21 protein-coding genes and 3 tRNA genes are annotated in these 22385 nt (G+C 69.7%); 14 read left to right on the top strand and 10 right to left on the bottom strand.

What is annotated here, in order from left to right:
• Complete coding sequence (locus tag C6361_RS30045) at nt 1-459, bottom strand: L-rhamnose mutarotase (RefSeq protein WP_107269796.1); 459 nt, start codon at nt 457-459, stop codon at nt 1-3.
• Nucleotides 460-555: 96 nt separating this feature from the next.
• Nucleotides 556-1593, bottom strand: coding sequence for a LacI family DNA-binding transcriptional regulator (locus C6361_RS30040; protein WP_234359110.1), 1038 nt, complete (start codon nt 1591-1593; stop codon nt 556-558).
• A 292-nt stretch (nt 1594-1885) separates the two neighbouring features.
• Here C6361_RS30040 and C6361_RS30035 point away from each other — a divergent pair, with 292 nt between their 5' ends.
• Nucleotides 1886-2908, top strand: a complete 1023-nt coding sequence (locus tag C6361_RS30035) for a PmoA family protein (RefSeq protein ID WP_107269795.1) — start codon at nt 1886-1888, stop codon at nt 2906-2908.
• A 40-nt stretch (nt 2909-2948) separates the two neighbouring features.
• Here the strand turns inward: C6361_RS30035 and C6361_RS30030 are convergent, their stop codons facing one another.
• The 4 genes from C6361_RS30030 to C6361_RS30015 form a co-directional block, all read right to left on the bottom strand.
• Nucleotides 2949-3860, bottom strand: coding sequence for a carbohydrate ABC transporter permease (locus tag C6361_RS30030; protein WP_234359109.1), 912 nt, complete (start codon nt 3858-3860; stop codon nt 2949-2951).
• Entirely contained in the window at nt 3857-4822 is a 966-nt protein-coding gene (locus C6361_RS30025) for a carbohydrate ABC transporter permease (RefSeq protein ID WP_107269794.1), read from the bottom strand. Before C6361_RS30025 ends, C6361_RS30030 begins: the two co-directional genes overlap by 4 nt.
• A 238-nt stretch (nt 4823-5060) precedes the next feature.
• Entirely contained in the window at nt 5061-5642 is a 582-nt protein-coding gene (locus C6361_RS30020; protein WP_107263976.1) for a TIGR03086 family metal-binding protein, read from the bottom strand.
• A 71-nt stretch (nt 5643-5713) separates the two neighbouring features.
• Nucleotides 5714-6316, bottom strand: a complete 603-nt coding sequence (locus C6361_RS30015; RefSeq protein ID WP_107269793.1) for a TetR/AcrR family transcriptional regulator — start codon at nt 6314-6316, stop codon at nt 5714-5716.
• Between the two features lie 270 nt (nt 6317-6586).
• On the opposite strand from C6361_RS30015, the gene C6361_RS30005 reads away from it, so the two are divergent.
• The 8 genes from C6361_RS30005 (at nt 6587) to C6361_RS37255 (ending at nt 13012) form a co-directional block, all read left to right on the top strand.
• A complete protein-coding gene (locus C6361_RS30005) occupies nt 6587-9409 on the top strand; it encodes a TRAP transporter fused permease subunit (RefSeq protein ID WP_234359108.1) in 2823 nt (940 codons plus the stop codon).
• Nucleotides 9406-10425, top strand: a complete 1020-nt coding sequence (locus C6361_RS30000) for a TAXI family TRAP transporter solute-binding subunit (protein WP_107269792.1) — start codon at nt 9406-9408, stop codon at nt 10423-10425. The genes C6361_RS30005 and C6361_RS30000 overlap by 4 nt, the downstream gene beginning before the upstream one ends.
• A gap of 242 nt (nt 10426-10667) precedes the next feature.
• Nucleotides 10668-10740, top strand: a tRNA-Gly gene (locus C6361_RS29995).
• A gap of 32 nt (nt 10741-10772) precedes the next feature.
• Nucleotides 10773-10843: transfer RNA gene (locus tag C6361_RS29990), tRNA-Cys, on the top strand.
• Between the two features lie 13 nt (nt 10844-10856).
• A tRNA-Val gene (locus tag C6361_RS29985) sits at nt 10857-10931 on the top strand.
• A gap of 324 nt (nt 10932-11255) precedes the next feature.
• The gene (locus C6361_RS38510; RefSeq protein WP_234359107.1) at nt 11256-11519 is read left to right on the top strand and encodes a DUF4240 domain-containing protein; all 264 of its coding nucleotides are present in this window, start codon (nt 11256-11258) and stop codon (nt 11517-11519) included.
• Nucleotides 11520-11908: 389 nt separating this feature from the next.
• A complete protein-coding gene (locus C6361_RS29975; RefSeq protein WP_107269791.1) occupies nt 11909-12367 on the top strand; it encodes a GNAT family N-acetyltransferase in 459 nt (152 codons plus the stop codon).
• 234 nt (nt 12368-12601) lie between these two features.
• Nucleotides 12602-13012, top strand: coding sequence for a hypothetical protein (locus C6361_RS37255; protein WP_159079560.1), 411 nt, complete (start codon nt 12602-12604; stop codon nt 13010-13012).
• 349 nt (nt 13013-13361) lie between these two features.
• Here the strand turns inward: C6361_RS37255 and C6361_RS29970 are convergent, their stop codons facing one another.
• The 3 genes from C6361_RS29970 to C6361_RS29960 are packed head-to-tail and all read right to left on the bottom strand — an operon-like array spanning nt 13362 to nt 15465.
• Nucleotides 13362-13967, bottom strand: coding sequence for a hypothetical protein (locus tag C6361_RS29970; RefSeq protein WP_107269790.1), 606 nt, complete (start codon nt 13965-13967; stop codon nt 13362-13364).
• Complete coding sequence (locus C6361_RS38505; RefSeq protein ID WP_234359106.1) at nt 13952-14452, bottom strand: hypothetical protein; 501 nt, start codon at nt 14450-14452, stop codon at nt 13952-13954. Before C6361_RS38505 ends, C6361_RS29970 begins: the two co-directional genes overlap by 16 nt.
• The gene (locus tag C6361_RS29960) at nt 14449-15465 is read right to left on the bottom strand and encodes a nucleotidyltransferase (protein ID WP_107269789.1); all 1017 of its coding nucleotides are present in this window, start codon (nt 15463-15465) and stop codon (nt 14449-14451) included. Before C6361_RS29960 ends, C6361_RS38505 begins: the two co-directional genes overlap by 4 nt.
• A gap of 232 nt (nt 15466-15697) precedes the next feature.
• On the opposite strand from C6361_RS29960, the gene C6361_RS29955 reads away from it, so the two are divergent.
• The 5 genes from C6361_RS29955 (at nt 15698) to C6361_RS29935 (ending at nt 20809) form a co-directional block, all read left to right on the top strand.
• The gene (locus C6361_RS29955) at nt 15698-16717 is read left to right on the top strand and encodes an ImmA/IrrE family metallo-endopeptidase (protein ID WP_107269788.1); all 1020 of its coding nucleotides are present in this window, start codon (nt 15698-15700) and stop codon (nt 16715-16717) included.
• Nucleotides 16718-16905: 188 nt separating this feature from the next.
• Complete coding sequence (locus C6361_RS29950) at nt 16906-17646, top strand: hypothetical protein (protein ID WP_159079559.1); 741 nt, start codon at nt 16906-16908, stop codon at nt 17644-17646.
• A gap of 543 nt (nt 17647-18189) precedes the next feature.
• Nucleotides 18190-18804 (top strand): SigE family RNA polymerase sigma factor, encoded by a 615-nt coding sequence (locus tag C6361_RS29945; RefSeq protein ID WP_107269786.1) that lies wholly within the window; start codon nt 18190-18192, stop codon nt 18802-18804.
• Nucleotides 18801-19775, top strand: a complete 975-nt coding sequence (locus C6361_RS29940) for a hypothetical protein (protein ID WP_107269785.1) — start codon at nt 18801-18803, stop codon at nt 19773-19775. The genes C6361_RS29945 and C6361_RS29940 overlap by 4 nt, the downstream gene beginning before the upstream one ends.
• Before the next feature lie 431 nt (nt 19776-20206).
• Nucleotides 20207-20809 carry a tetratricopeptide repeat protein gene (locus C6361_RS29935; protein WP_107269784.1) on the top strand — a complete coding sequence of 201 codons (603 nt, stop codon included), beginning with the start codon at nt 20207-20209 and terminating at the stop codon, nt 20807-20809.
• Nucleotides 20810-21106: 297 nt separating this feature from the next.
• On the opposite strand, the gene C6361_RS29930 is transcribed toward C6361_RS29935, so the two are convergent.
• Nucleotides 21107-22234: a tyrosine-type recombinase/integrase gene (locus tag C6361_RS29930; RefSeq protein ID WP_107269783.1), complete on the bottom strand. Its 1128-nt coding sequence runs from the start codon at nt 22232-22234 to the stop codon at nt 21107-21109.
• Nucleotides 22235-22385 lie beyond the last annotated feature (151 nt).

The raw sequence follows: 22385 nt of genomic DNA, 5'->3' as shown, positions 1-22385 counted from the left end.
TCAGGCCTCCGTGGTGTCGAGCGTGGTGTTGTCCGGCGCGCCGTTGTCGAGCGCGGTGCGGTCCAGCGTGGTGCGGTCCAGCGCGGTGTCGTGCAGCGCGGTGCGGTCCAGCGTGGTGTCGTCCAGCGCGGCGAGTTGCGCGTCCAGGTTGAAGATCTCGTCGAGGACGACGAACCCCTCGTCGGGGCGGCGTCCGTCCAGCCCGACGAAGAAGGGGGCCATCTCGGCCTGCCACCGGGCGTTGACGTCGGTGGCCTCCATCGCGGCGAGGGACGCGGCCAGGTCCTCGGTGCGGAAGTGCCCGACCAGCAGCCCGTCGTCGTGCAGGAAGAGGGAGTAGTCGTGCCAGCCGGCCGCGTGCAGCGCCCGGAGCATCTCGGGCCAGACGGCCGCGTGGCGTTGCCGGTATTCGGCCAGCCGGTCGGGCCGGACCCGCAGGACGAAGCACACTCGCCGCATCGGCGGGCCTCCCAACAAATGAACCGTTTCAACAAGCCGCACTCAACATACGAGCGCCGTCATCGAACTGTCAAGAAACCGGGGCGATCCGCAGGGTCAGCCCGGGGTACGCGCGTACTGGCTGGACTCCCGGACCACCAGCTCCGGCTCGAAGATCACCTGCTTGTGCTGGTGGTTCTCCGGGTCGTTCGCCTCGTCCAGCATCAACTGTGCCGCCGTCTGGCCGAGCCGCTGCCGTGGCTGGCGTACCGAGGAGAGCGGCACCGCCGCCGCGGCGGCGAAGTCGATGTCGTCGTAGCCGACCAGCGCGATGTCCTCCGGCACCCGCACCTGCTGCCGGGTCAACTCCTGAAGCACTCCGAGCGCGAGCAGGTCGTTGGCGCAGAAGACCGCGGTGGCCCGGGCCGACCGGGGCAGTCCGAGGATCCGGGAGGCGGCGTCCCGGCCGGCCGCCACGGTCGGGCTCGGCGTCTCGAACCGGCGCAGGGTCTCCTCCTCGGCGAGCCCGGCCTCGCCCAGCGCGTGCACGGCGCCGTGGTAGCGGTCCCGCACCTGCTCCAGCCGCCACGGGCCGCCGACGAAGGCGATCCGCCGGTGCCCGGCCTCCACCAGGTGCCGCATCGCCAGCTCGCCGCCGAGCCGGTCGTCGACCGCGACCGAGCAGACGTCGGGCCGGGTGGAGCGCCGGTCCAGCAGGACCACGAGTACGCCCCGCTCCCGGAGCCGGACCAGCCGCTCGTTGGCGTCGTCGACCGGGGTGATCAGCACCCCCTGGACCCGCTGCTCCTCCAGCAGGTCCAGATATCTGCTCTCCTTGCCCGGGTCGCCGTCGCTGTTACAGAAGATCACCGCCATCCCGGCGGCGCCGGTGGCGTCCTCGACGCCCTTGGCGACGTCGGTGAAGAACGGGTTCGCCACGTCCAACACCACCAGGCCGAGGGTGCGGCCCCGGCCCCGGCGCAACTGCCGGGCGGCGTCGTTGGGGACGAAGCCCAACTCGCTGATCGCGGCGAGCACCCGGTTACGGGTCGACGCCGCGACGATGTCGGGCCGGTTGAGTACGTTGGAGACAGTGCCCACCGACACGCCCGCCTGGCTGGCCACGTCGCGGATGCTCACCGCTGGTCCCGGCACCACCGTCTCCTCCCGCAGCCCGGACCGCCGGGCTGAAACGTGTCAAGGTTATCCGGCGGTCGCGCACCACCGTGCGCCTGCCCGCACCACCCGCAGCGGCCCGTCTACCGCGTGCGATCGACAGTAACCTTCCGGCGCACCGCACCGGGTGCACCTCGCCGTCGGCTGGCGCCCTCCGCCGCGCGGTTTTCCGGCGGCGCGACCGTCGCTACCCTGTCCGAGTGTGGGAAGCGCTTTCCCATCCGGTGTCGCCGGCCGGCACCGGCGGAGCGACGGAGAGAGGGCGGCGAGCATGGGCGAAGACCCGACCGGGGTACGGCTGCGGGTGCGCGGCGAGACCGTGGCGCGGTACGTCCTGGACGACCCGCACGTCGACCTCCGCTGGGGGCGCCGGCCGTACCTGCATCCGGTGCGTACCCTCGGCGGGGTCGTGGTCACCGACACGCTGCCGGAGGACCACCGCTGGCACCTCGGGGTGTCGGTCGCCATGCAGGACGTCTCGGGTACCAACCTCTGGGGCGGCCGCACCTACGTCCGGGACGCCGGCTACACCTGGCTCGACGACCACGGCCGGATCGTGCACGACCGCTGGCTGCCCGACCCGCCCGCCCCGGGTGCCGATGATTCCGAGGGCAGCGGCGCGCCCGGCGGAAGCGGTTGGGGCGGTCGTCCCGGCGACGGCGGTTCCGGTGAGAGTGGTTCCGGCGACGGCGGTTCCGGTGCGGGCGGTCCCGGTGACGGCGGTTCCGGTGCGGGCGGTCCCGGTGACGGCGGGTTCGCCGAGCGGCTGCGCTGGCTCGACCCGGCCGGTGCGACCCTGCTCACCGAGGAGCGGCGGGTCGCCGCCACCGGGCTCGCCGACCGGACCGACGCCTGGCTGCTCGACTTCGGCTACACCCTGACCGCACCGGCCGACCGGGACATCGTGCTCGGCAGCCCGGCCACCAACGGCCGGCCGGACGGCGCCGGCTACGGCGGCTTCTTCTGGCGGGTCGCCCCGGGACCCAACCGGGCCTTCACGGCCAGCGCCGAGGGGGAGGAGCGGGTCAACGGCAGTACCGAGCCGTGGCTGGCGATGGTCGGCGCGGCCGACGGCGGACGGCCGTACACGCTGGTCTTCGCCGGCCTGGCCGACGGCGACCACTGGTTCGTGCGGACCGGAATCTATCCCGGAGTCTGCGTCGCGCTCGCCTTCGAACGGACCCTGCCGGTCCCGGCCGGCGCCTCGGTGCGGCGCCGGCACCGGATCGTGGTGGCGGACGGCGAACTGACCCGGGACGAGGTCGAGGCGCTGGGGCCGGTCCTGGCGTCCTGACCGACCCCGCGCCCCGAATACCCCCGAACCGGCCGGCCCGTCAGCCCTTCAGGCCGGAGGTGGCGATCCCCTCCACCAGATAGCGCTGGAAGGCCAGGAAGAAGAGCATCACCGGGACGATGCTCAGCACCGACATCGCGAACATCGGCCCGTACGCCGACTCGCTGGTCTGGTCGATGAAGAGTCGCAGCGCCAGCGGCAGCGTGTACGTCTCCGGGTCGTTGAGGTAGACGAGCTGGCTGAAGAAGTCGTTCCAGGTCCAGATGAAGGTGAAGATCGCGGTGGTGACCAGGGCCGGCTTGAGCAGCGGCAGGATCACGTACCGGAAGGTCAGCACCGGGCCGCAGCCGTCGATCTCGGCGGCGTCGTCCAGATCCCGGGGCAGGCCCCGGATGAACTGCACCATCAGGAAGACGAAGAACGCGTCCGTGGCGAGCAGCTTGGGCAGGATCAGCGGTACGAAGGTGCCGACCAGGTCCAGCTTCTGGAAGATCGTGTACTGCGGGATCAGCACCACGTGGTACGGCAGCATGATGGTCAACAGGGTGAACGCGAAGAGCGGCCCGCGCAGCCGGAACCGCAGCCGCGCGAAGGCGTACGCGGCCAGCGCGCAGGAGACCAGGTTGCCGATCACCGAGCCGACCGCCACGATCACCGAGTTGGTGAAGAACTGCCAGATGCCGATCCCGGCGATCCCGTCCAGCGCGGCGGAGTAGTTCTCCGGCGCCAGCCGGCTCGGCAGCAGGCTGAGGCTGGAGAGGATCTCGTCGGTCGGCTTGATCGAGGTGGCCAGCAGCCACACCACCGGATACAGCAACAGGACCAGTACGGTGATGATCAGCGCGTGCCAGCCGGCCGTACGCAGCCGGGCCCCGGTCGCGCCCGGCCGGCGAGTCCCCGGAGTGCGGGTAGCCGGAGTGCGGGTCGACAGGCCGTCGGAGAGCGTGCTCACCGGTCCTCCCCGGAGTAGAACACCCAGCGGCGCGAGGTGCCGAAGAAGAGCGCCGTGATGATCGCGATGACGAGCAGCAGTATCCAGGCCATCGCCGAGGCGTAACCCATCCGGAACTGCGAGAACCCTCGTTCGTAGAGGTAGAGCGTGTAGAACAGGGTCGAGTTGCTCGGCCCGCCCCGGCCACCGCTGACGATGAACGCCGGGGTGAACGCCTGGAAGGCGTGGATCGTCTCCAGCACCAGGTTGAACAGGATGATCGGGGAGAGCATCGGCAGCGTCACCGACCGGAACGTGCGCCAGGTGCCGGAGCCGTCGACCGCGGCGGCGTCGTAGAGCTCGGTCGGGATCTGCTTCAGACCGGCCAGGAAGATCACCATCGGCGCGCCGAACTGCCAGACGGCCAGGATGATCAGCACATGGATCGCGTAGTCCGGCTCGTTGATCCAGCCGCCGGTGTCCCAGCCGAAGTTGCCGGTGACCGAGTCGACCACCCCGGCGTCGGTGAACATCGCCCGCCAGACCAGCGCGATCGCCACGCCGGTGCCGAGCAGCGACGGCGCGTAGAAGGCCGACCGGTAGAAGCCCTGTCCGCGCCGGTTGCGGTTGAGCAGCAGGGCCACCGCGAGCGCGGCGGCCAGCTTCAGGGGTACGGAGATCAGCACGTACGTCGCGGTGACCTTGGCCGAGGCGAGGAACCGCGCGTCGTCGGAGAAGAGCCGCTGGTAGTTCTCCAGCCCGACCCACTCCGGAGAGGTGAAGAGGTCGTAGTCGGTGAACGACAGGTAGAGCGAGGCGAGCATCGGACCGACGGTCAGCAGCAGCGCCCCGACGACCCAGGGGGAGAGGAAGAGGTACGCGATCCCGGGTCGGTTGCGTCGGTATCGGGGCCGGGCTCCGGCGGCGGCGCCGCCCGGTGCGGCGGGCCGGGGCGGCGGCCTGCGCAGGGTCCCAGTTGTCATGGTCGACTTTCCCATCGGCTCCTGGCGGCCACACCCTCGCCGGGTGTGTGCACGCGCCCCGGTGGCGGGCGGTGATGAAACCATTCAACAAACCGCACGAAGGTACCGCCGCCGGGCGGGGCCTGTCAATGGAGGCTTCACCGACCGGGGCGGAGCCGCCCTGGTCGCACGAATAACCGCCGGTGCATGAATCGATTCAGGACTCCCGGCGGTCGGTGCGGAGTTGCGGCGAGATCGCTCAGGAGGGGGGACGCCAGCCCGGATCCCGGCCGAACGCGGCGACCAGCCGGTCCTGCTCGCTCGCCTCCGGCGGCACCGGTACCCCCGGCGCGGCCAGCCCGCTGTCCCGGTACATCGAGGTACGTTCGGTGAACCACCGGGCACACTCCCGTACCCCGGCCGGATCGAGCCGGGGCTCGACGCCGATCGCGACCGCCAGGTCCCAGCCGTGCACCAGGTGCTCCGCCAGCAGTTGGTGCAGGTACTCCCGACCCGGCGTCGGCCCGGCCGACAACTCCACGAGGCGGTCCAGCACGGCCGGGTCGGCGACGGCCTGGCACGCCTGCTCGGCGGCGTCCCGGGCCGAGGCGGCGGGGTCGGCGCCCAGCAGGTCACCGGAGAACCGGTCGCCGACCTCGGCCAGCGACGCGCCGGCGAAGAGCGGCACCGACCAGCGCTCCTCCCAGACCACATGGTGCGCCAGGGTCCGGACATCCCAGTCGGTGCAGGGCGTCGGTCCCGCCCAGCGGTCGGCACCGACCCGGCCGACCAGGTCGGCGAAGTCGGCCACCGCGCGCCGGTACGTCATCAGCAGATCCACCACCCGATTCTGCCCCGGTACGCCCACCGGCCGCCGGGGAAGTGGCCCGAGCCGAGCGGGCGGGTCGGCGGTCAGTCCAGTTGGTCGGCGAGCAGCCCCAGCTCGCGGGCGACCGAGAGTCGCACCCACTCGGTGAGCTGACGGCGCGGGATCACCCGGTCGTGCACCGCCAGCTGCACGGCGAGCCCGTCGATCAGGGCGTTGATCCGCCAGGCGGCCCCGGCCGGATCGTCGCAGCTGAACACCCCCTCCTCGACCCCGGCCGCGATCACCTCGCCGAGCCCCTCCCGCCGGCGCAGGTCCAACCGTCGGGACACCTTCTCCAGCTCCGGCGTCCGCAGCGACTCCGACCAGCCGTCGATCCACATCGCCCAGGACCGGGACCGGCCCGGCGGGGCGTAGAGCCGGAGCAGTTTCTTCAACTTGACCAGCGGGGTGGCCGGGGACCGGAGGACCGCGTCGACCCGGGCGAGATCCTGCTCGGCGGCGTACGCGAACGCCTGGGCGACCAGTCGCTCCTTGGTGGCGAAGTGGTAGAAGACCAGCGCCTGGCTCACCCCGGCGGCCTGCGCCACGTCGGCGGTACGCGTGTTGGCCAGGCCCCGCGTCGCGATCACGTCGCAGGCGGTGCGTAGCAGCGCATCCAGGCGCACCTCTGCCGCACGTCTCGTCACGCGGTTACGTTAGCCCATTCCGGCGGAGACAATAAGCTATCAACACGTCGGATAAGTTACTAGCGGGTCAGACTGTCCACTAGCGCATCAGAAGCCGCACGTCCCCGTACCCGTCGCCGAGTCGCGGCCAGCCCGCCGAGCAGGGACGCGGCGGTGGCCCGGCCGGCGTGTCGACCGGCCGTCGCAACCGGTCAACCGCCCGGCCCGGCGGAGCGACCGCCGGACCGGGAAAGATCCGCAACCATCGGTACCCCGTAGTAGTGTCCGCACATGCCAGACGGTGTGGCCAAAATCCCTCCGGCGGCGGACGCCGAACCCGAGCCGGCACCCGACGGGTCCACCCTGGAACGGTCGAGCCCCGGAACTCCGGCAGGCCCGCCCGATCCCGGCCCCGGCCCTGATCTCGGTCCCGATCCCGACCGCGGTCCCGATCCCGATCCCGACCGCGGTCCCGGTCTTGGTCCCGGTCCTGGTCCCGGTCCTGGTCAGCATCCGGCGGAGTCGTCCGTCCGGATCGGGCGGGACGAGATTCCCGCCCTGGCCACCCCGGACGTCGCCACCGCCGTCGTCAGCTACGACGACGAGGAACGGCCGGCCCGGCAACTCACCGGCCCGGTCGAGGTCGGGGTGGCGGTGGTCGCCTTCGCCGTCGCGCTGCTGGTGCTCTGGCAGGTGTTCCGGCCACTGGCCCAGGGCAGCCAGTTCTATCTGATCGTCTTCCTGACCGGCGTGCTGCCACTGGTCTTCCTCGGGTACCGGTCGGGCCTGCGGCTGCCGGACCGGCTGGCGAGCCGGCTGCCGGCGGGCGGGCGTCGTCGGGTACCCGATCAGGATGCTCCGGGCGGGTCGCGCCGGGACCTGCCGACGGTGCCGGACTGGCTGCTAGCCGGGCTCGCCCTGGTCGTCTGTCTCTATCCGGTGCTGCCGCTGGCGATCGGCGACGCCGGCGGTGGCTACGACGCCTTCCTCGACCGGCAGGGGCTGCTCGCCCCGGTCGACGTGCTGATGGGCGCGCTGCTGCTGGTACTCCTGGTCGAGGCGTGCCGGCGCACCACCGGCTGGATCCTGCCGGTGGTCTGCCTGCTCTTCCTCGGCTACGGCTACTACGGCGGGCTGCTGCCGCAGAGCTGGGCGATCGCGCACGCCGGGCTCGACTTCGGACAGATCGTCGACGCGCTCTACAACTCCGGCAGCGGCTTCTACGGCACCCCGCTGGACGTCGCCGCCACCTACATCGTGCTGTTCACGATCTACGGTGCGGTACTCGACCTCTCCGGCGCCGGACGGTTCTTCGTCGACCTGTCGGTGGCGGCGTTCCGGCGCTCCCGCAGCGCGGCCGGCCGCACCGCCGTCGCCTCCGGGTTCCTGCTCGGCACCGTATCCGGCTCCGGTACCGCCACCGCGGTCAGCGTCGGCGCGGTCACCTGGCCGATCCTGCGCCGCGCCGGCTACCCGGCCGAACACGCCGGCGGCATGCTGGCGGCGGCCGGCGTCGGCGCGATCCTCTCCCCACCGACGCTCGGTGCGGCGGCGTTCATCGTCGCCGAGTACCTCGAGGTCTCCTACCTGACCGTGCTCGGCTGGGCGGTGATCCCGACCCTGCTCTACTACCTCGGCATCCTGCTCGCCGTCGAGATCGACGCCCGCCGGTTCAAGGTACGCCCGGTCGAGGTGGCCGCCGGCTCCGTGTGGCGGCTGCTGGGTCGGTTCGGCTACCACTTCTCCTCACTGATCGTCATCGTCGTCCTGCTCGCGCTCGGAATGAGCGCCACCCGTGCGGTCGTCTACGCCACCGGGCTGGCGGTGCTGCTCAGCTTCCTCGACCGACGGAGCTGGCTGACGCCACGACGGCTCTTCACCGCCCTCTCCGCCGGGGTCCGCGGGGTGCTCCCGGTCGCCGCGGTCTGCGGCGCGGCCGGCATCATCACCGCCACCACCACCAAGACCGGGCTCGGCGCGCAGTTCGCCTCGCTGCTGGTCCGGGGCGCCGAGGCGCTGACCGACAACCCGACCGTGGTACTGGCGCTGACCGTGGTCTTCGCGGCGGTGGCGCTCTCGCTGCTCGGGCTCGCCGTACCGGTCACCGCCTCGTTCATCATCGGCTGGGTGATCATCGGGCCGGCGCTGCTCGCGCTCGGCGTACCGGCTCCGGCGGCCGCGATGTTCGTCTTCTACTACTCCGTGCTCTCCGAGGTCACCCCGCCGACCGCGCTGGCGGCGGTGGGCGCGGCGGCGATCACCGGTGGCCGGACGGTGCCGACCATGTGGCAGGCGCTGAAGTACGCCCTGCCGGCGTTCCTCGCCCCGATCGCCTTCGTGCTCACCGGGCCGGGGGAGTACCTGCTCGGCCGGGGCTCACCGGTCGAGGTGCTCTGGGCGGGGCTGGTCGGCTGTCTCGGCGTGGCGGCGCTCGCCGTGGCGACCGGTGGCTGGCTGCTCGGGGTCGGACCGGCCGGCACGGTCGAACGGACCCTCAGCGCGGTTGCCGGGCTGCTGCTGCTCTACCTGCACCCGGTGTCGATCGCGATCGGCGGTGGACTGCTGGTCGTCGCCGTGCTGACGGCGCTGGCCCGGCACCGTCGTACCTCCGGAGCCGGTGCGGTGGTGGTCGAGGGGCCCGACCCGACCGTGCCGAGCCCTCGGGACCCGGCTCCGCCCAGCTCTCCTGACCCGGCTCCGCTCAGCTCTCGGGACCCGGCTCTGCCGGGCGCCAGGGATGGTATCGACGGACGTGTCGAGGACGCGGCGGACGGGGTGGAGACGCAGCGGCCGGATGGCGCACCGGAAAGTACGCCGGAGTCGACCGACCCTGGTTCGGGGGCGGGCGGCGGGTCGCGGGCGGGTGGCGGCTCGCGGGTCTCCGGTGACTCCCCGGCGGCCGGCGGCTCGCGGGTCTCCGGTGACTCCCGGGCGGGTGGCGGTTGGCGGGTCGACGGCGGCTCCGGGCCGGATGCCTCCCGGGCGGATGCCTCGCGGACGGATGCGTCGCAGGGGGATGCCTCGCGGGCGGGCGGCGCTGCCCGGGTGGCGGAGGGCGACAGCGGCCAGAGGGACCAGGGAATGGGTTCGAGCGTGGGAGAGGATGCGAAATGAGACGTAGCACGAGGATCCTGGCAGCGGTGACCGCCGCCGGTCTGGGCCTGGCCGGTCTGGCCGGCTGTGGTGGCCGGCAGGACACCGCCAGCACCGACGCGGGTGGCGACGTCACCTGTGAGGTGGGTACGGAGACCCGGATCGGCATCGCCACCGGCAACGCGACCGGGGTCTACTTCGCGCTCGGCAACGCGTACGCCGAGCAGGTCTCCAACGCCCCGGGCAGCAAGGTCAAGGCCACCGCGGCCGAGACCGGAGCCTCGGTGCAGAACATCCAACAACTCGTCGCCGGGACGTACGCGGTGGCGTTCTCGCTGGCCGACACCGCCGCCGACGCGGTGCAGGGCACCGGCAGCTTCGAGGGGCAGCGGCAGCCGGTGCAGGCGCTGGCCCGGATCCACACGAACTACACCCAAGTGATCGTCCGCAACGACGCCGGGATCAAGTCGGTGGCTGACATGCGGGGCAAGCGGGTCTCCACCGGCTCGCCGAAGTCGGGTACCGAGGTCATCGCCAACCGGCTGCTCCAGGCCGCCGGGCTGGACCCGGCCAAGGACGTACAGGCGCAGCGGCTGGACCTGGCCAAGACCGTCGACGGGATGAAGGAGGGCTCGATCGACGCGCTCTTCTGGTCGGGCGGCCTGCCGACGCCGGGCATCACCGACCTGCTCACCACGGCCAAGGACCAGGTCAGCTTCCTGGACATCACCCCGCTGCTGGCCGAGATGAAGAAGATCAACCCGGTGTACGAGGAGAGCGCCATTCCGGCCGCCACCTACGGCACGCCGGCCGACGTCAAGACCATCGTGGTACCGAACTTCCTGCTGGTGAAGGAGGACCTCGACGCGAACCTGGTCTGCGTACTGACCAAGGCGCTCTTCGACCGGAAGCCGCAACTCGAACAGGCCAACGCGGCGGCCAAGGAGATCAGCCTGGACACCGCCCGTAAGACCGACCCGGTGTCCCTGCACCGTGGCGCCAGTCAGGCCCTCGACGACCTGAACGCGGCAAAGTAACCCGTCCGCCCGGCCCCACGTCACTTCCCCGGGTTCCCAGGTTCCTAGGATGGTTAGGGGTGGTGGCGTGGGGTGGTCGGGGCGGAGGGCTGAGGAAGCTCATCAGGACGGGTCGGCAGGTGGTTGCGGGCAGCTGTGCAGGAGCAGGGACTGCTTGACCCGCCGACCGGACCCCCGAGTTGGCATCTGTTCGCGGCCTCGGCTAAAGTTCTCATCCGTCACCAGGAAACACCGGATGACAAGCGGACGTAGCGCAGTTGGTAGCGCATCACCTTGCCAAGGTGAGGGTCGCGGGTTCGAGTCCCGTCGTCCGCTCGGAGATGCCGCCAGATGTCGGGGGCTACCTCGGTGGAGTGGCCGAGAGGCGAGGCAACGGCCTGCAAAGCCGTGTACACGGGTTCAAATCCCGTCTCCACCTCGGCTACAAGCGAGGGCGATTGGCGCAGTGGGAGCGCGCTTCCTTGACACGGAAGAGGTCACTGGTTCAAACCCAGTATCGCCCACCAGCTATATGAGCAGGTCAAGTGGCTCGTTACCAGATCGTCGGTAACGAGCCACTTTGTTGTTGCTCCTTACGTTGGGAGCAAACTGGGAGCGCATGATCATCTAGGTGGGTCTTGCAGCGGTCCCTGGGTCCGAGCGATGGAGGATGCCGACGGAGAGGGTTGCCCCAGCCTGTGGCGGAGGGTCGGGCGAGGCGCAGCGGGACGACACCGACCTCGAGCGGCGGCTTGCGCTGCTCCAGCTGCTACGACCGGGCGGGTCTACCGGAGGCTTTCCGGTGCTTGGTCGCCCGACCGGGCCTGCCCCCTGACGCAGGGCGCGGTCAGGTGGTCAACGGCGGCGCCTCCCATGACGGCTTCGAGTACTTCCTTGGCTGGCTGATGGCGCAGGGGCGGATGCGGTGGGAGGCGACGCTCGCCGACCCGGACTCGCTCGCCGACGTCGTCGACGTGGACACCGGTGACCTCGACGGCGAGGAGATGCTCTACGTGGCGCCGAGGGCTGCCGAGGACGAGGATGCGTTCTTGACGGCGCTGCCGGACAAGGTAAGCATTGCCGCTTGGGGCGGCGGGGGAGCACTTCGACTTTGACGACGAGGAACGGATGCACCGTCTCCTGCCTCGGTTGACCGGGATCTTCTACGACGAGGATCAGCGCTGAGGTTGCGCCGCACACCGCGTGGCTGCAGCGCTTGGCCAGCCCGATGGTCCAGGCGTTCATACGGGTCGGCCGCGCCCGTCTCTCGAGCTCTTAGCGACACTCGACCAACGGCATCCACCGGAGTAGCCAGAGCGAGTCTGCTCTGCCGCAAAGCCACCGTGCAAGGGGGTGCGGGCCCGGCCCGGCAGCGGTACGGGCCCGGCGCCGGTCGACGTTGCGAGCGTCACCTCCGCCTAATACTCCAGCAGGAGATCCGTCGCGGCGCTTTGGGAACCGGCGGTCGGCTTGACGGCCGTCTGGGCATGCATTGACTGTGCCTGTGCGAATCGTGCCCATAACGGCAGAGTACGCGGCCGACATCGTTACCTGGCGGTACTCGGTGCCCTACGACTGCTACGACATGACCGGCATCGCCCCCGACTTTCTCATCGATCCCACCAGCGGTTTCTACGCCTTGGTGGACGACAGCGGGCTGATTGGTTTTCGTCCGTTCGGTCCGGACGGCCGGGTGCCAGGCGGCGTCTACGACTCATCGGCGCTCGACACCGGCGGAGGGCTACGGCCGGAGATCACCGGACGCGGCCTGGGCGGGGAGGCCATCAGCACCGGGCTGGCGTTCGGTGGACGGCAGTTCGCGCCGCCAGCGTTCCGGATGACGATCGCCGCGTTCAACGTCCGCGCGCAGAGGGTGGTACAGCTCCTCGGGTTCGAAGCGGTCGGCCGCTTCGCGGCGTCGACTGATGGGCGGGACTATGACATCTTCACCAGACCCGCTTGAGCGACGGCTGCTCCTAGTCGAGCAGTTCGGTGCCAGTTCCTCGCCGCGACGTCAAGCCCGTGTGGGTTGGCCAGCAGAGCTACCAGCCACAGGCTGTCGTCCTCGCCACTGGTCCGCGTGGCGGCCTTTCGCCGTCCCCGAGCGCAGCGCCGGCACCACACGCGGACGTATGATCAGTTTCGATAAGAATTCTGTGAGATCGTGTTGCGACCGTGGGATCGGAAGAGGTTCGTCGTGGTGCTCGACCCCCTTCAGGGCCCATTGGACCGGATGATCGACTATATGAGCGTTGCTCAACGAATCAATGAGGTGATTCGGGAGCGGCTTCAGCAGACTACTGCAAGCCGCAGAGCCAAGGGAAGACCTGGTGGTGGACAACCCGGTAAACAACATTCATCGCTAAACAGGGCGGTCGTGGTGGCCGCAGTCGGCGCCTTGGAAGCGTTCAATGAAAATCTTGCCTTGACTGCACAGCCACTCGACCCGCAGGCGACCCCGCCTGCCGCTTGGTACCACATTGACGGCGGGAACGGGATGGTGCAAACCCCAAGCCCATACAATCTGCGCAAGCTTTACTGGACATTCTTCCGATACGACCCGACGCCCGATTGGGATTTGGCTGTACAGGTTCACCTGCCGAGCTAGGAACAGGTAGCACTTGGCGCGTCGGCGCCAAGAGGCACCGAGAGCAGGACGCATCGTCATTCCTAGACGCGATGGTCAAGGTTCGCCACGGCTTCGCTCACCAAGATAAGGCCCAAAAAAATCACCCAATTTCTAGTTCCGCTCTACATCAAGGAAATTTCGATCAGCCCCTTCCGTCAATGCGAGCGGGTCTACCGCCATCGAGGGAGTACGCCCGTTAAACCGCATCGATGACCCAATTCGCGATAGTGACGGCGCAAGCGAGGCTACGAGCGGCGGGCCGGCAACAAGCCTCGCCGACACCCTGCGCACCCGCAGTGCATACCTGCTGCGACGACCTCGTCGCGACCTATTCCACCGTGGTCGGGGATGTCTCGGGCAGGCAGGCCCGGCGACGGAGCCTGCGCAGTACCCACCGGCGCCACATCAGGCGGCGCAGTCCGAAGCGGTAGATGATCGCGCACTCCATGCGCGCGACGATAGCGTTGATGCCGCGGGGGCCGAAGCCGCCGAGCAGCATCTCGGCGCTCTTGGTGATGGGGGGTTGCTGCCAGGCGATCGCGCAAGCGGGTCCGACCAGGGGGTTGATGTCGTCGAGGCAAGCGTCGAACACCTCGCTCATGGCGCGGCTCTCGGCGGCGATCCACGCGCGGGATTCGGCGAGTTGTTCCTGCAGGGTGTGGCCGCGGTCGGCGAGGGCGGTGAGGGTGGCGGCGTCGTCGCTGGTGCGGCGGCGGATGCGGTAGGGGTATTCGGCCCAGGCGACGAGGGTGCGCACGGCTTGGGCGTAGCGTTCTCGGCGGGCTGTGGCATTCGCGCGGGTGTTGCCGAGGATGACGCTGATCAGGCCGGCGACCACACTGGAGCCAAGGACGGCCAGGGCGATGGTGATCGTGGGCGGCTGCGGGGTGGCGGGATCTGTGGCTTGCGTGAGCGTCGTCAGGTCCGTGACCACCGGCCGATTTCCTTCCGCATCGCGGTCGTGGCGACCCGGTGTGGAGCCTGCCGGTCGTCGCCGTGGGGGGCATCCTCGCACGGCCACTCGCCGCTGCGCCGCCATGCCTCCTCGAAGATCAGGTGTCGGTGTACGAGCGTGATCAGAGGCTCTAATCCATCCTCGGGAAGCCACCGCAACGCGGGGTCGTCACGGTCGTACTGCAGGCACAGATCCCCGAGCTGCAGGTTACGGTGCTTGAAGGGACGGTCTCTGCCAGAACGCGGGTAGGCGTGCACTCGGTCGCCGGGTGGCAGGATGACCAGCCGGATCCGCTCGACTGGGTAGCCGTCGGCGGCTAACGCCGGAAGTGGTAGCAGGGTCAGTTCGAGTCGCGCCCCGCCGAGCGCGGTGGCGTGGCCGGCGGCCTGCGCCACGCCGAACACGTCGGCGTGGCGCAGGAGGTGGTCGGCCGCCACGGCGGGATCCTGCAGGACCGCCGTCACCGGGTACGCCATGACCTCGCAGGCCGGTTGGTCTGGGCGCCGAGTTGCGAAGTCACGGCCCGGCCGGTGGAGGTGATGCTGCCCGCGCTCAGCGCGGCCAGCGCCTGCGCGGCGAACTGAGCGGTCGGTGCGGGGAACGGCTCCCCGAACACCGCGTGCCAGATGTCGATAGCGGCCTGATGGTCGCCGTCGGCGGCCAGCCGCCGCGCCTCGCGAGCCCGCTTGGCCGCGAGGCTGAACGTCTGGCTGAACCGGGACCGCTCGCCCGGTGTCCAATCCTTGGCGAGGTTGTCCACACCGGTCGGGTCGTACACCTTGCCCATGACCGCCTCGGCCGCTTGATCGAGCGCGGTGACCGTGGCGGCGGCGTGGGACATCTTCGTCGTGATCGCCGCGTACCACAGGGACTCGATGACCAGGCCGGACAGTTTCTCCAGCGTGGGCTGGTTGGTCTTGAATGACTTACCCATACGGACCTGATGCACGAAGGCACCGACGGTGGCCAGGTTGCGTTCACGGACCACCCGCCGCAGAGTGCGGGTATTCGACCACTCCCACCGGTCGAGGTCGCGGTCGGCGATGAACACGCCCTCCACGGTCTCGTTGTCCTCGAAGGCCGGCACCAGGTCGAACGTGAAGGCGCAGTCCGCGAACGTGACCTGCAGCGCGTGAGCGGGCTGCTTGTCCTCGTCGAAACGGGCGTCGGGCCACCGGGCGGCGACCGCCTGGCGGATCGCCGCCATCGAGGCGGCCGGACCGCCCTTGCCAGCGCCGAACCACCGCCACCGGTGATCCTCGGCCAGCAGGATGACCATGTCGACGTCCTTGAGCGGCTTGAGCATCGTCTTGCGGGCGAAGCTGCCCTGCAACAAGGTCGACGAGGCGATGCCCGCCTCCGCCAACACCTCGGTGACCTCCTGGTGGCGGCGCTGAGCCTGCTTCAGTTCCCGCCGATCGAGGTTCAGCGCGGCGTCGAACTCGCCAAACGCCTCCCCTGTGGTTCGCGGTGCCATGTGCACATCCGTTCTGACCCGCCGGTCCGCAGCGGCGTCGTCATGACCGGCAAGACCTGACCGCACCATGCGGCCGGCCCGCCGGCTCCAGCCCTGCCGATCTTACTTAATTTTTCGGCACCATGTTCTGCGTAGTGTTCCGCGTCGGAAGGGTAATGTTCGGCGCGGCAGTCCGGCTTTACGCCGCGAACCGGCCAGAATCGGATACAAGATCACAGGCGGAGGACACAGAGTGAGCGCGCCGGGGTTCCAGGGGGCACGCCTGCGGATGGCCAGGGAGCTAGCCGGGCTCAGTCAGGCGCATCTTGCTGGGCAGGTAGCGGTCTCCGCAGCCGCTGTCAGCCAGTTCGAGAGCGGCGCCGCCCGGCCCAGTCCCGAGACGCTCACCGTCCTGAGCGGGAAACTCAACGTACCCGTCGAGTTCTTCAATCAACCCCTCGTGGAGACACACGAGGGATTCTTCCGGTCGCTGCGCCGCACCGCGGTCGCCGATCGCCGCCGGGCGCGCGCCGTTGCCCACGTCGCCCACGACCTCGCGGTGCACGCCACCGCGGCCGGGCAGTTCCCCACGGGAACCGTCCCGCAGATCGGGGTCGACAGCCTCGATGCTGCCGGCGAGGAGATCGAGCGCATCGCCGGGCAGGTCCGCATGGAGTGGAAAGTGCCCCCCGGGCCAATCGGGGACGTCGTGGACCTCCTCGAACACCACGGCGTCGTCGTCATCCGTCTGCCGTTGGGCAGCACCGACGTCGACGCCTTCTCCCTACCATTCAGTGACCACCCGGTCGTCGTACTCGGCACGGACAAGAACGACCGCGCAAGATCACGTTTCGACGCCGCCCACGAACTGGCCCACCTCGTTCTGCACGGCGAACAAATCTGGGGTGTTAAGGAAGTCGAGAAACAGGCACACACGTTCGCTGCGGCGTTCCTCATGCCCGCCGACGAAATCGCCGACCAATTGCCCGACACTGTCGATTGGTCAAGACTGTTCGAACTCAAGCGCTACTGGCAGGTCTCGCTGGCCGCGCTGCTTATGCGCGCCCGCACGCTCGATCGCATGAGCGAAGGCACCTACCTGACCGCGATCAAGGCCGCCTCGGCTCGCGGCTGGCGACGCGTCGAACCGGTTCCCCTCGGCACCCCCGAACGTCCCTGCCACCTACTGAACTTCCTCACCTCGGCCGCAAGCGGAACCGCCCGCCAGCAGATGCCCACCTCTGTCATCTCGGCACTCGCCGAAGCCGCGTAGCGCGCCCAGTCACTGACCAACCGGTCCGTCAAGCGGCATGTTCACCAAACCAGCGACGATCCTGGCGCGGTCGTTCGTTGACAGTGTGACCAAGCCGTCGCAGGCACCGCCGACCAGGTCGCCCTCGCACGTGCCGAGTCGGGCCCGGTGACCAGGTTAGGTGGACGGCGTCATTCATCATGGTGGGTATGGAGTTGAGACCGCCCGCGCAGAGCGACCGCCGGCAAGGACTGAGCAAGGCTGCCGAGATGGTGGTTTCTGCAATTCCCGGTGTTGGGGGGCCGCTCGGGATCGTGCTCGCCGACGTGCTCGCGCGGCCGTACAACCGGCGCATGGAGGAGTGGCTGACCGACCTGGCCGTCGCCCTACGTGAGCTAGAGGAACGCGTTGGCGACTTTGAGCACCTCGCCAACAACGAGGCGTTCGTGGACGCAGTGGCGGCGGGAACGCGGATCGCCGAACGGAGCCGCCGGGAGAAGCGCGAGTTGCTCCGTAACGCGGTGCTCAATACCGCCCTCGCTGTCGATCCGGACGAAGACCGTCAGCATGTCTTCTTCGATCTGATTGATCGACTTCCGCCGGTTGCCCTGCGTTTGCTCAAGTTCTTGGCGGACCCGCAGTACCGCGAGGACATGACCGGCAGCGAGCCGTCGTTCTCGCAGTCGGAGTTGGTGCCCGTCGCCGACATCGCGCACCGGCTATCACCTATTCAACCTCAAGGCGATGACAGCGGCGACGTAGAGGTCCTCCTTGATAAGCAGTGCGAGCGCCTCAGGGACGAGGGCCTGCTCGACGTCGGCGCACTCAGCGAAGCCGGATATAACGGCGATCACAGATACTTCGCCCACCACGTCAGGCTGGACGCGGTCACGCGGTTCGGTCGGTCCTTCGTGGCCTTCATCGAAGACCCACGCGATCACGACGCCTAGACAGACGCCGCAGGGTTGACTCCTACGACTCTGTCGTTACCGCTGAGGGGCCGACGCCATCTCGTGCTGGTCAGTGCATTTGCTGGCTTGGCACCGAGGGCAGGTGATGGTCGCCCGGCCAGGTCGAGGCTGATGAAGTTGACGCGTCCGCATACTTCGCAGCTGACGATGATGCCGCGAATCAGCAGTCCCGCCGTGACCATAGAGTCGACGTCGGCGGCCAGAGCGTTCTCGTCCTCGCGCGCGGGTCGAAACTTTTCATGCCGTCGAAGGTCAGGTATCCCTCATAGCCGGCGTCATTGGTGCCTGCGGCGTGGAGCACGATGCCCTCCCCGCTGGGGTAGCGTTCTCCGGTTGTCGGCTTGTCGCTGAGGAAACCGCGAAGGACGGGCAGCAGCGGCCCAGCGAAGGTCGCAGCAAGCTGCTCGCGTCTGCCTAGGAGCGTGGCGAGTACCTCGGGTCGCCGGCCGGCGTCCGACAGCCGCAGATGGAACCCGGTGGTGGGTTCGCTCCGTTTCTATACCGACGGAGGGAGCCGGACCGATGGGGTTACACCTGTTCCGTGCGGGTGACGACCGGGACCAGGAGTTCGCCGACTACTACGCGGCGCGCGGCGCCCGGATGCGGACCACCGCGTACCTGCTCTGCGGTGACTGGTACCTGGCCGACGACCTGACCCAGGTCACCTTCACCAAGCTCTACCGGAGCTGGCGTCGGATCTCCCGGCACGAGGCACTGGACCAGTACGTCCGGCGGATCCTGCTCCGGGCGTTCCTGGACGAGAAGCGGCGGCCCTGGCGCCGGGAGTTCGCCTCGGGCGACGAGACCGCCCGGCTCGACCGGCCGGTCGCGGCGCCGGACATCGAGAGCGCGCTGGTGCTGCGGGCCGCCCTGGCGACCCTGCCACCCCGGCAGCGGGCGGTACTGGTGCTGCGGTTCTGGGACGACCTCGCCGTCGAGCAGGTGGCCGAGTTGCTGGGCGTACCGGCCGGGACGGTGAAGAGCCAGACGGCCCGTGGCCTGGATCGGTTGCGCGCGCTGTTGGGCCGGGACCTCGTCGAGTACCGGCCGCCGGCCGGGAACGGGCCGCCCGGCCGGCGAGCGGCTGTCGAGGGTCGGGCCACAGGGGAGAACCAGACGCTGGGAGAGGTGCGATGAACGACGTACGCAGGATCTTCGACGAACTGCTGACCGGACCGGTACCGCCGATGGCCTCCTCGGAGGTGATGCTGGCGACGGCCCGGCAGGCGGAACGGCGGCGGCGCCGGGGCGTACTGGCCGGCGGAGCCAGCGGCCTCGCGGTCGTCGCCCTAGCGGTGCCGGTCGGGATCGGGGCGGCCGGCGGCCCAGCGCCCGAGCCGGGCCCGGCGGCGGCAGAGACGCCGACGGCGGAGCCGAGTGATCCGGTCGGAGGAGTCCGCGACGGCGCCGACCTGCTCGACGCCCTCGCTGCCACGCTGCCGGCCGGCCTCACGATCCGGCGCGATCCGGCCGGCGACGACGTCCGCTTCTCCGAGGTGCCGGACGTCGACGCGATCCGGCCCGGAATGGGGCTGCGGGGCGTCCGGCTGCTCGACGCCGCGGCTGTGGTCTACGTCGGAAACCAGGCGGGGGAAATCGGGGTGTCCCTGGTGGACGGCCGGTCGGCGCTGGATCCTCAGCGCCGGACCCGGCAACCACGGCTCGACGAACTCTGCCCGGTCCGGGCCTCGCCGCCGCCAGAGAAGGCGGATGCCGAACCGGAGCCGAGACTGCCCTGCCGGACGCTGCCGGTCGGCGGGGCCGGCCTGCCGGTGCGGATCCTGGGCCCGGGGGCATCGGACGGGGGCCCGGTCGACGGCGGTGCCGCACCGGGTGGCGGTCCGAGCGGATCCGGCGACGGTGCCGCGCCGGGCGGTGCGCGGTCCGGAGCCGACGCCGTGACGCCGAACCCGCCGGGAACCGACTGCGTCATCGCCACCCGGTACGCCCCGGGCGTCGAGGTCGCGCTGCGGTGGTGCCCGGCGGTCGCCTCACTGCCGCTGGCCGGGCCCGTCGAGCCGGTCACCGGAGCGGTCTTCACCGACGAACGGCTCGCCGCGATCGTCGCCGCCCCGGCCCTGCTGCCGGCATCGGAGGGTGGACGGTGAGCCGCCCCGTCGGCCTGTTGGCCGTGCTGCTGACTTTTCCCGGGCCTGCCCGCCGCGCACCGACCGCCGGACCGGCCCCGAACTGCCGTAGCCAGGGTGGTTACGAGCGGCCGCTCCGCCCACCTGGCCGGCCCGCTACCCGGCGAGGCTGCGTTCCGACTACCGCCCGGGTGTCCACCTCGTCGACGTTGACGGTCAGCGCGACAACGCGCGGCTCGGCTTTCGGATCTGCCGAGTTGAGTGCGTTCGGGTCTGAATGGCCTACACCTACCGCGCCGCTCGTAGGGTGACGGTCGATGCTCGGGCGGTTGGTTCGTGGCGTTCAGGACGGTTCTCCCAAGAGGAGCTAACTCAGCTCTGGGGCTTCCGGAGATCAACCAGCGTCGCGGGCACCACGCCTACGATGAGACGGTCGTCGAAGGAGGTGCCGGGTGGGTTTGTTCTCGCGCAAGAGCAGAGCCAATCGCTCGGACGTCGAGCAGTCGCGGGCGACGTACCAGCGCGCTCTGGCGCTGTTCGATCAGAAGCGTTGGTCGGAGGCAGCCGACGGGTTCGCCGAGGCAGCCGGCGCCGATCCGGGCTCGTCGAGCTGCCGACTGTTCCTCGGGGTCTCGCTAACCAACGCCGGTCGGTGGGAGGAGGCACTCGAGCCGCTGCGCGCGTGCCTCGATCTGCGACCGGAGTACTTCGAGGCGCACAACGCACTCGGCATGGCCCTCGGCAAGCTCGGCCGCTTCGCGGAGGCCGACGAGCACATCGTGCACGCCGCGCGCCTCGGCCACCCGCAAGCGGCGATCACCATGCGGCGGCGGGGTATCGACTACTGCCGCGAGTGCCACCGGCCCGTGCACCGGACGGAGCCGGCGAGCGTTGACGTCAACGTGATCTCACCCAAGGTCGGCATGCAGTGCACGGCCTGCGACGAGGTGTTCTGCGTTCCCTGCCTGATCGGCGACGCCGACTCGGCGTTCAACGTGCCGTGCCTTCGATGCGGCGGTGAACTCACTGTGATGGAACTGGACCGCTCGACCTAGCGGGCATAGCCGCAGCAGCCAATGTCGCGCCGGCGTGCCGAGAACGTCAACGGCTGGCGTGCATCGGTCTAGACGAACCACCCGCCGGACCGCCCGGCACATGTTCCGGCATCCGCTTCTGCCGCTTTTCGCGTGTCGCCGGGGTCGAGGGTGTCACCGTCTGTGATCTGCCTCGGGCGTCGTCGGCGTCCGAAGCTGCCGAGGTTTGGGGAAGGCGATCGCATGGACGCGACGGGACCTGCGGCGGTCGCCTGCTTCTCGATCGCAACATTGTGGTGGTTGAGGAGCGTGCTGTTGTCAGGCTGCTCGTAGGTGGCGGCGTTTGCCGTTGTCGGGTTGGGTTGTTTGCCAGCGGTCTTCGAGTGCTCTTGTGATGTCGGCGATCATGGTTGGTGTGACGTGGCTGTAGATGCCGCGGATGCCGGGTAGGCGGTGGCCGAGTCGGCGGGCTTGGGCGATTTCGGGGATCTGGTCTTCGATCATCCAGGTTTTGTGGGTGTGGCGGAGGTCGTGGAAGTGCATGCCTTCGATGACTGGGCCGGTGTGGGTTTGGGGGTTGCCGTCGACGGCGGGGCGGAAGACGCGGCGGGACATGCTGGAGCGGCGGAGGTATGCGCCGCGGGCGCCGCTGAAGACGAGGTCGTGGTCGTGGCTGTCGAGGAGTTCTTGGAGGAGGGTGATGAGGAAGGGTGGAAGGTGGATGTCGCGGGCAGAGCCCGCAGTTTTGGGTGGGCCGAGGTAGAGGCGGCCTTGGACTTCGTGGAGGGCCCCGTGGTCGGGGTCGATGCGGATGAGGCCGTGGCCGAGGCGGGTGTTGGTGCGGGCGAGGCCGGCGAGTTCGCCCCATCGCATGCCGGTGTAGGCGGCGGTGGTGACGAGGATTTGGTCGGAGCGGCGTTCGATGCGTCCGGCGATGGTGTTGACCTGGGTGGGGGTGGCTGTTGGGCGTTCGGGTCGTTCGCGGGTGATGACTTTGACTCCTTGGCAGGGGTTGTGGGGGATGCGGCCGTCGGCGACGGCTTCGCGCATGAGTAGGCCGAGTAGGGACATGACGCTGGCGGTGCTGCTGTCGGCGAGGTGGGTTCGGAGTTGTTTGACGAAGACTTTGACGGTCTGGCGGGTGATTTTGGTGAGGGGTGTGTCGCCGAAGCGGGGGAGTATGTGGTTGCGGAGGTGGCTGCGGTAGGCGGCCCATTTCGCGTCGCCGGCGATGTGGCCGGCTTCCCAGATGGCGACCCATTCGGTGAGGGTGATGCGGCCGAGGGTGGGGTCGAGGTAGGTGTCGAGGGCTTGGTCGAGGTCGACCTGCTTACGCCGGATGTCCGCAGTCCTGTAGGTGGGGTGGGAGGAGTCGGTGGTGACGGTGCCGTCGGGGAGTCGTAGTCGGACCCGGTAGCGGGTGCCGCGTTGTTCTATCCATGCCATGGGCTGCTCCCGCGTGATGTGTGGTCATCCGGGTGTGCATCCACGCTCCGGATCGCCGATGGTGGCAAGTCGCGGTCCCGAACGCCGGGCGCCGAGCGGCGTCGGGGACGTCGGCCGGTCGAGGGCCGGGCGGCGTTGATGATGATCTCGG

The organism is Plantactinospora sp. BC1, from assembly GCF_003030345.1.
Taxonomy (GTDB): Bacteria; Actinomycetota; Actinomycetes; order Mycobacteriales; family Micromonosporaceae; genus Plantactinospora.
Note: the sequence above shows the minus strand (reverse complement) of the source record. Positions and strands in the feature narration are given on the sequence as shown.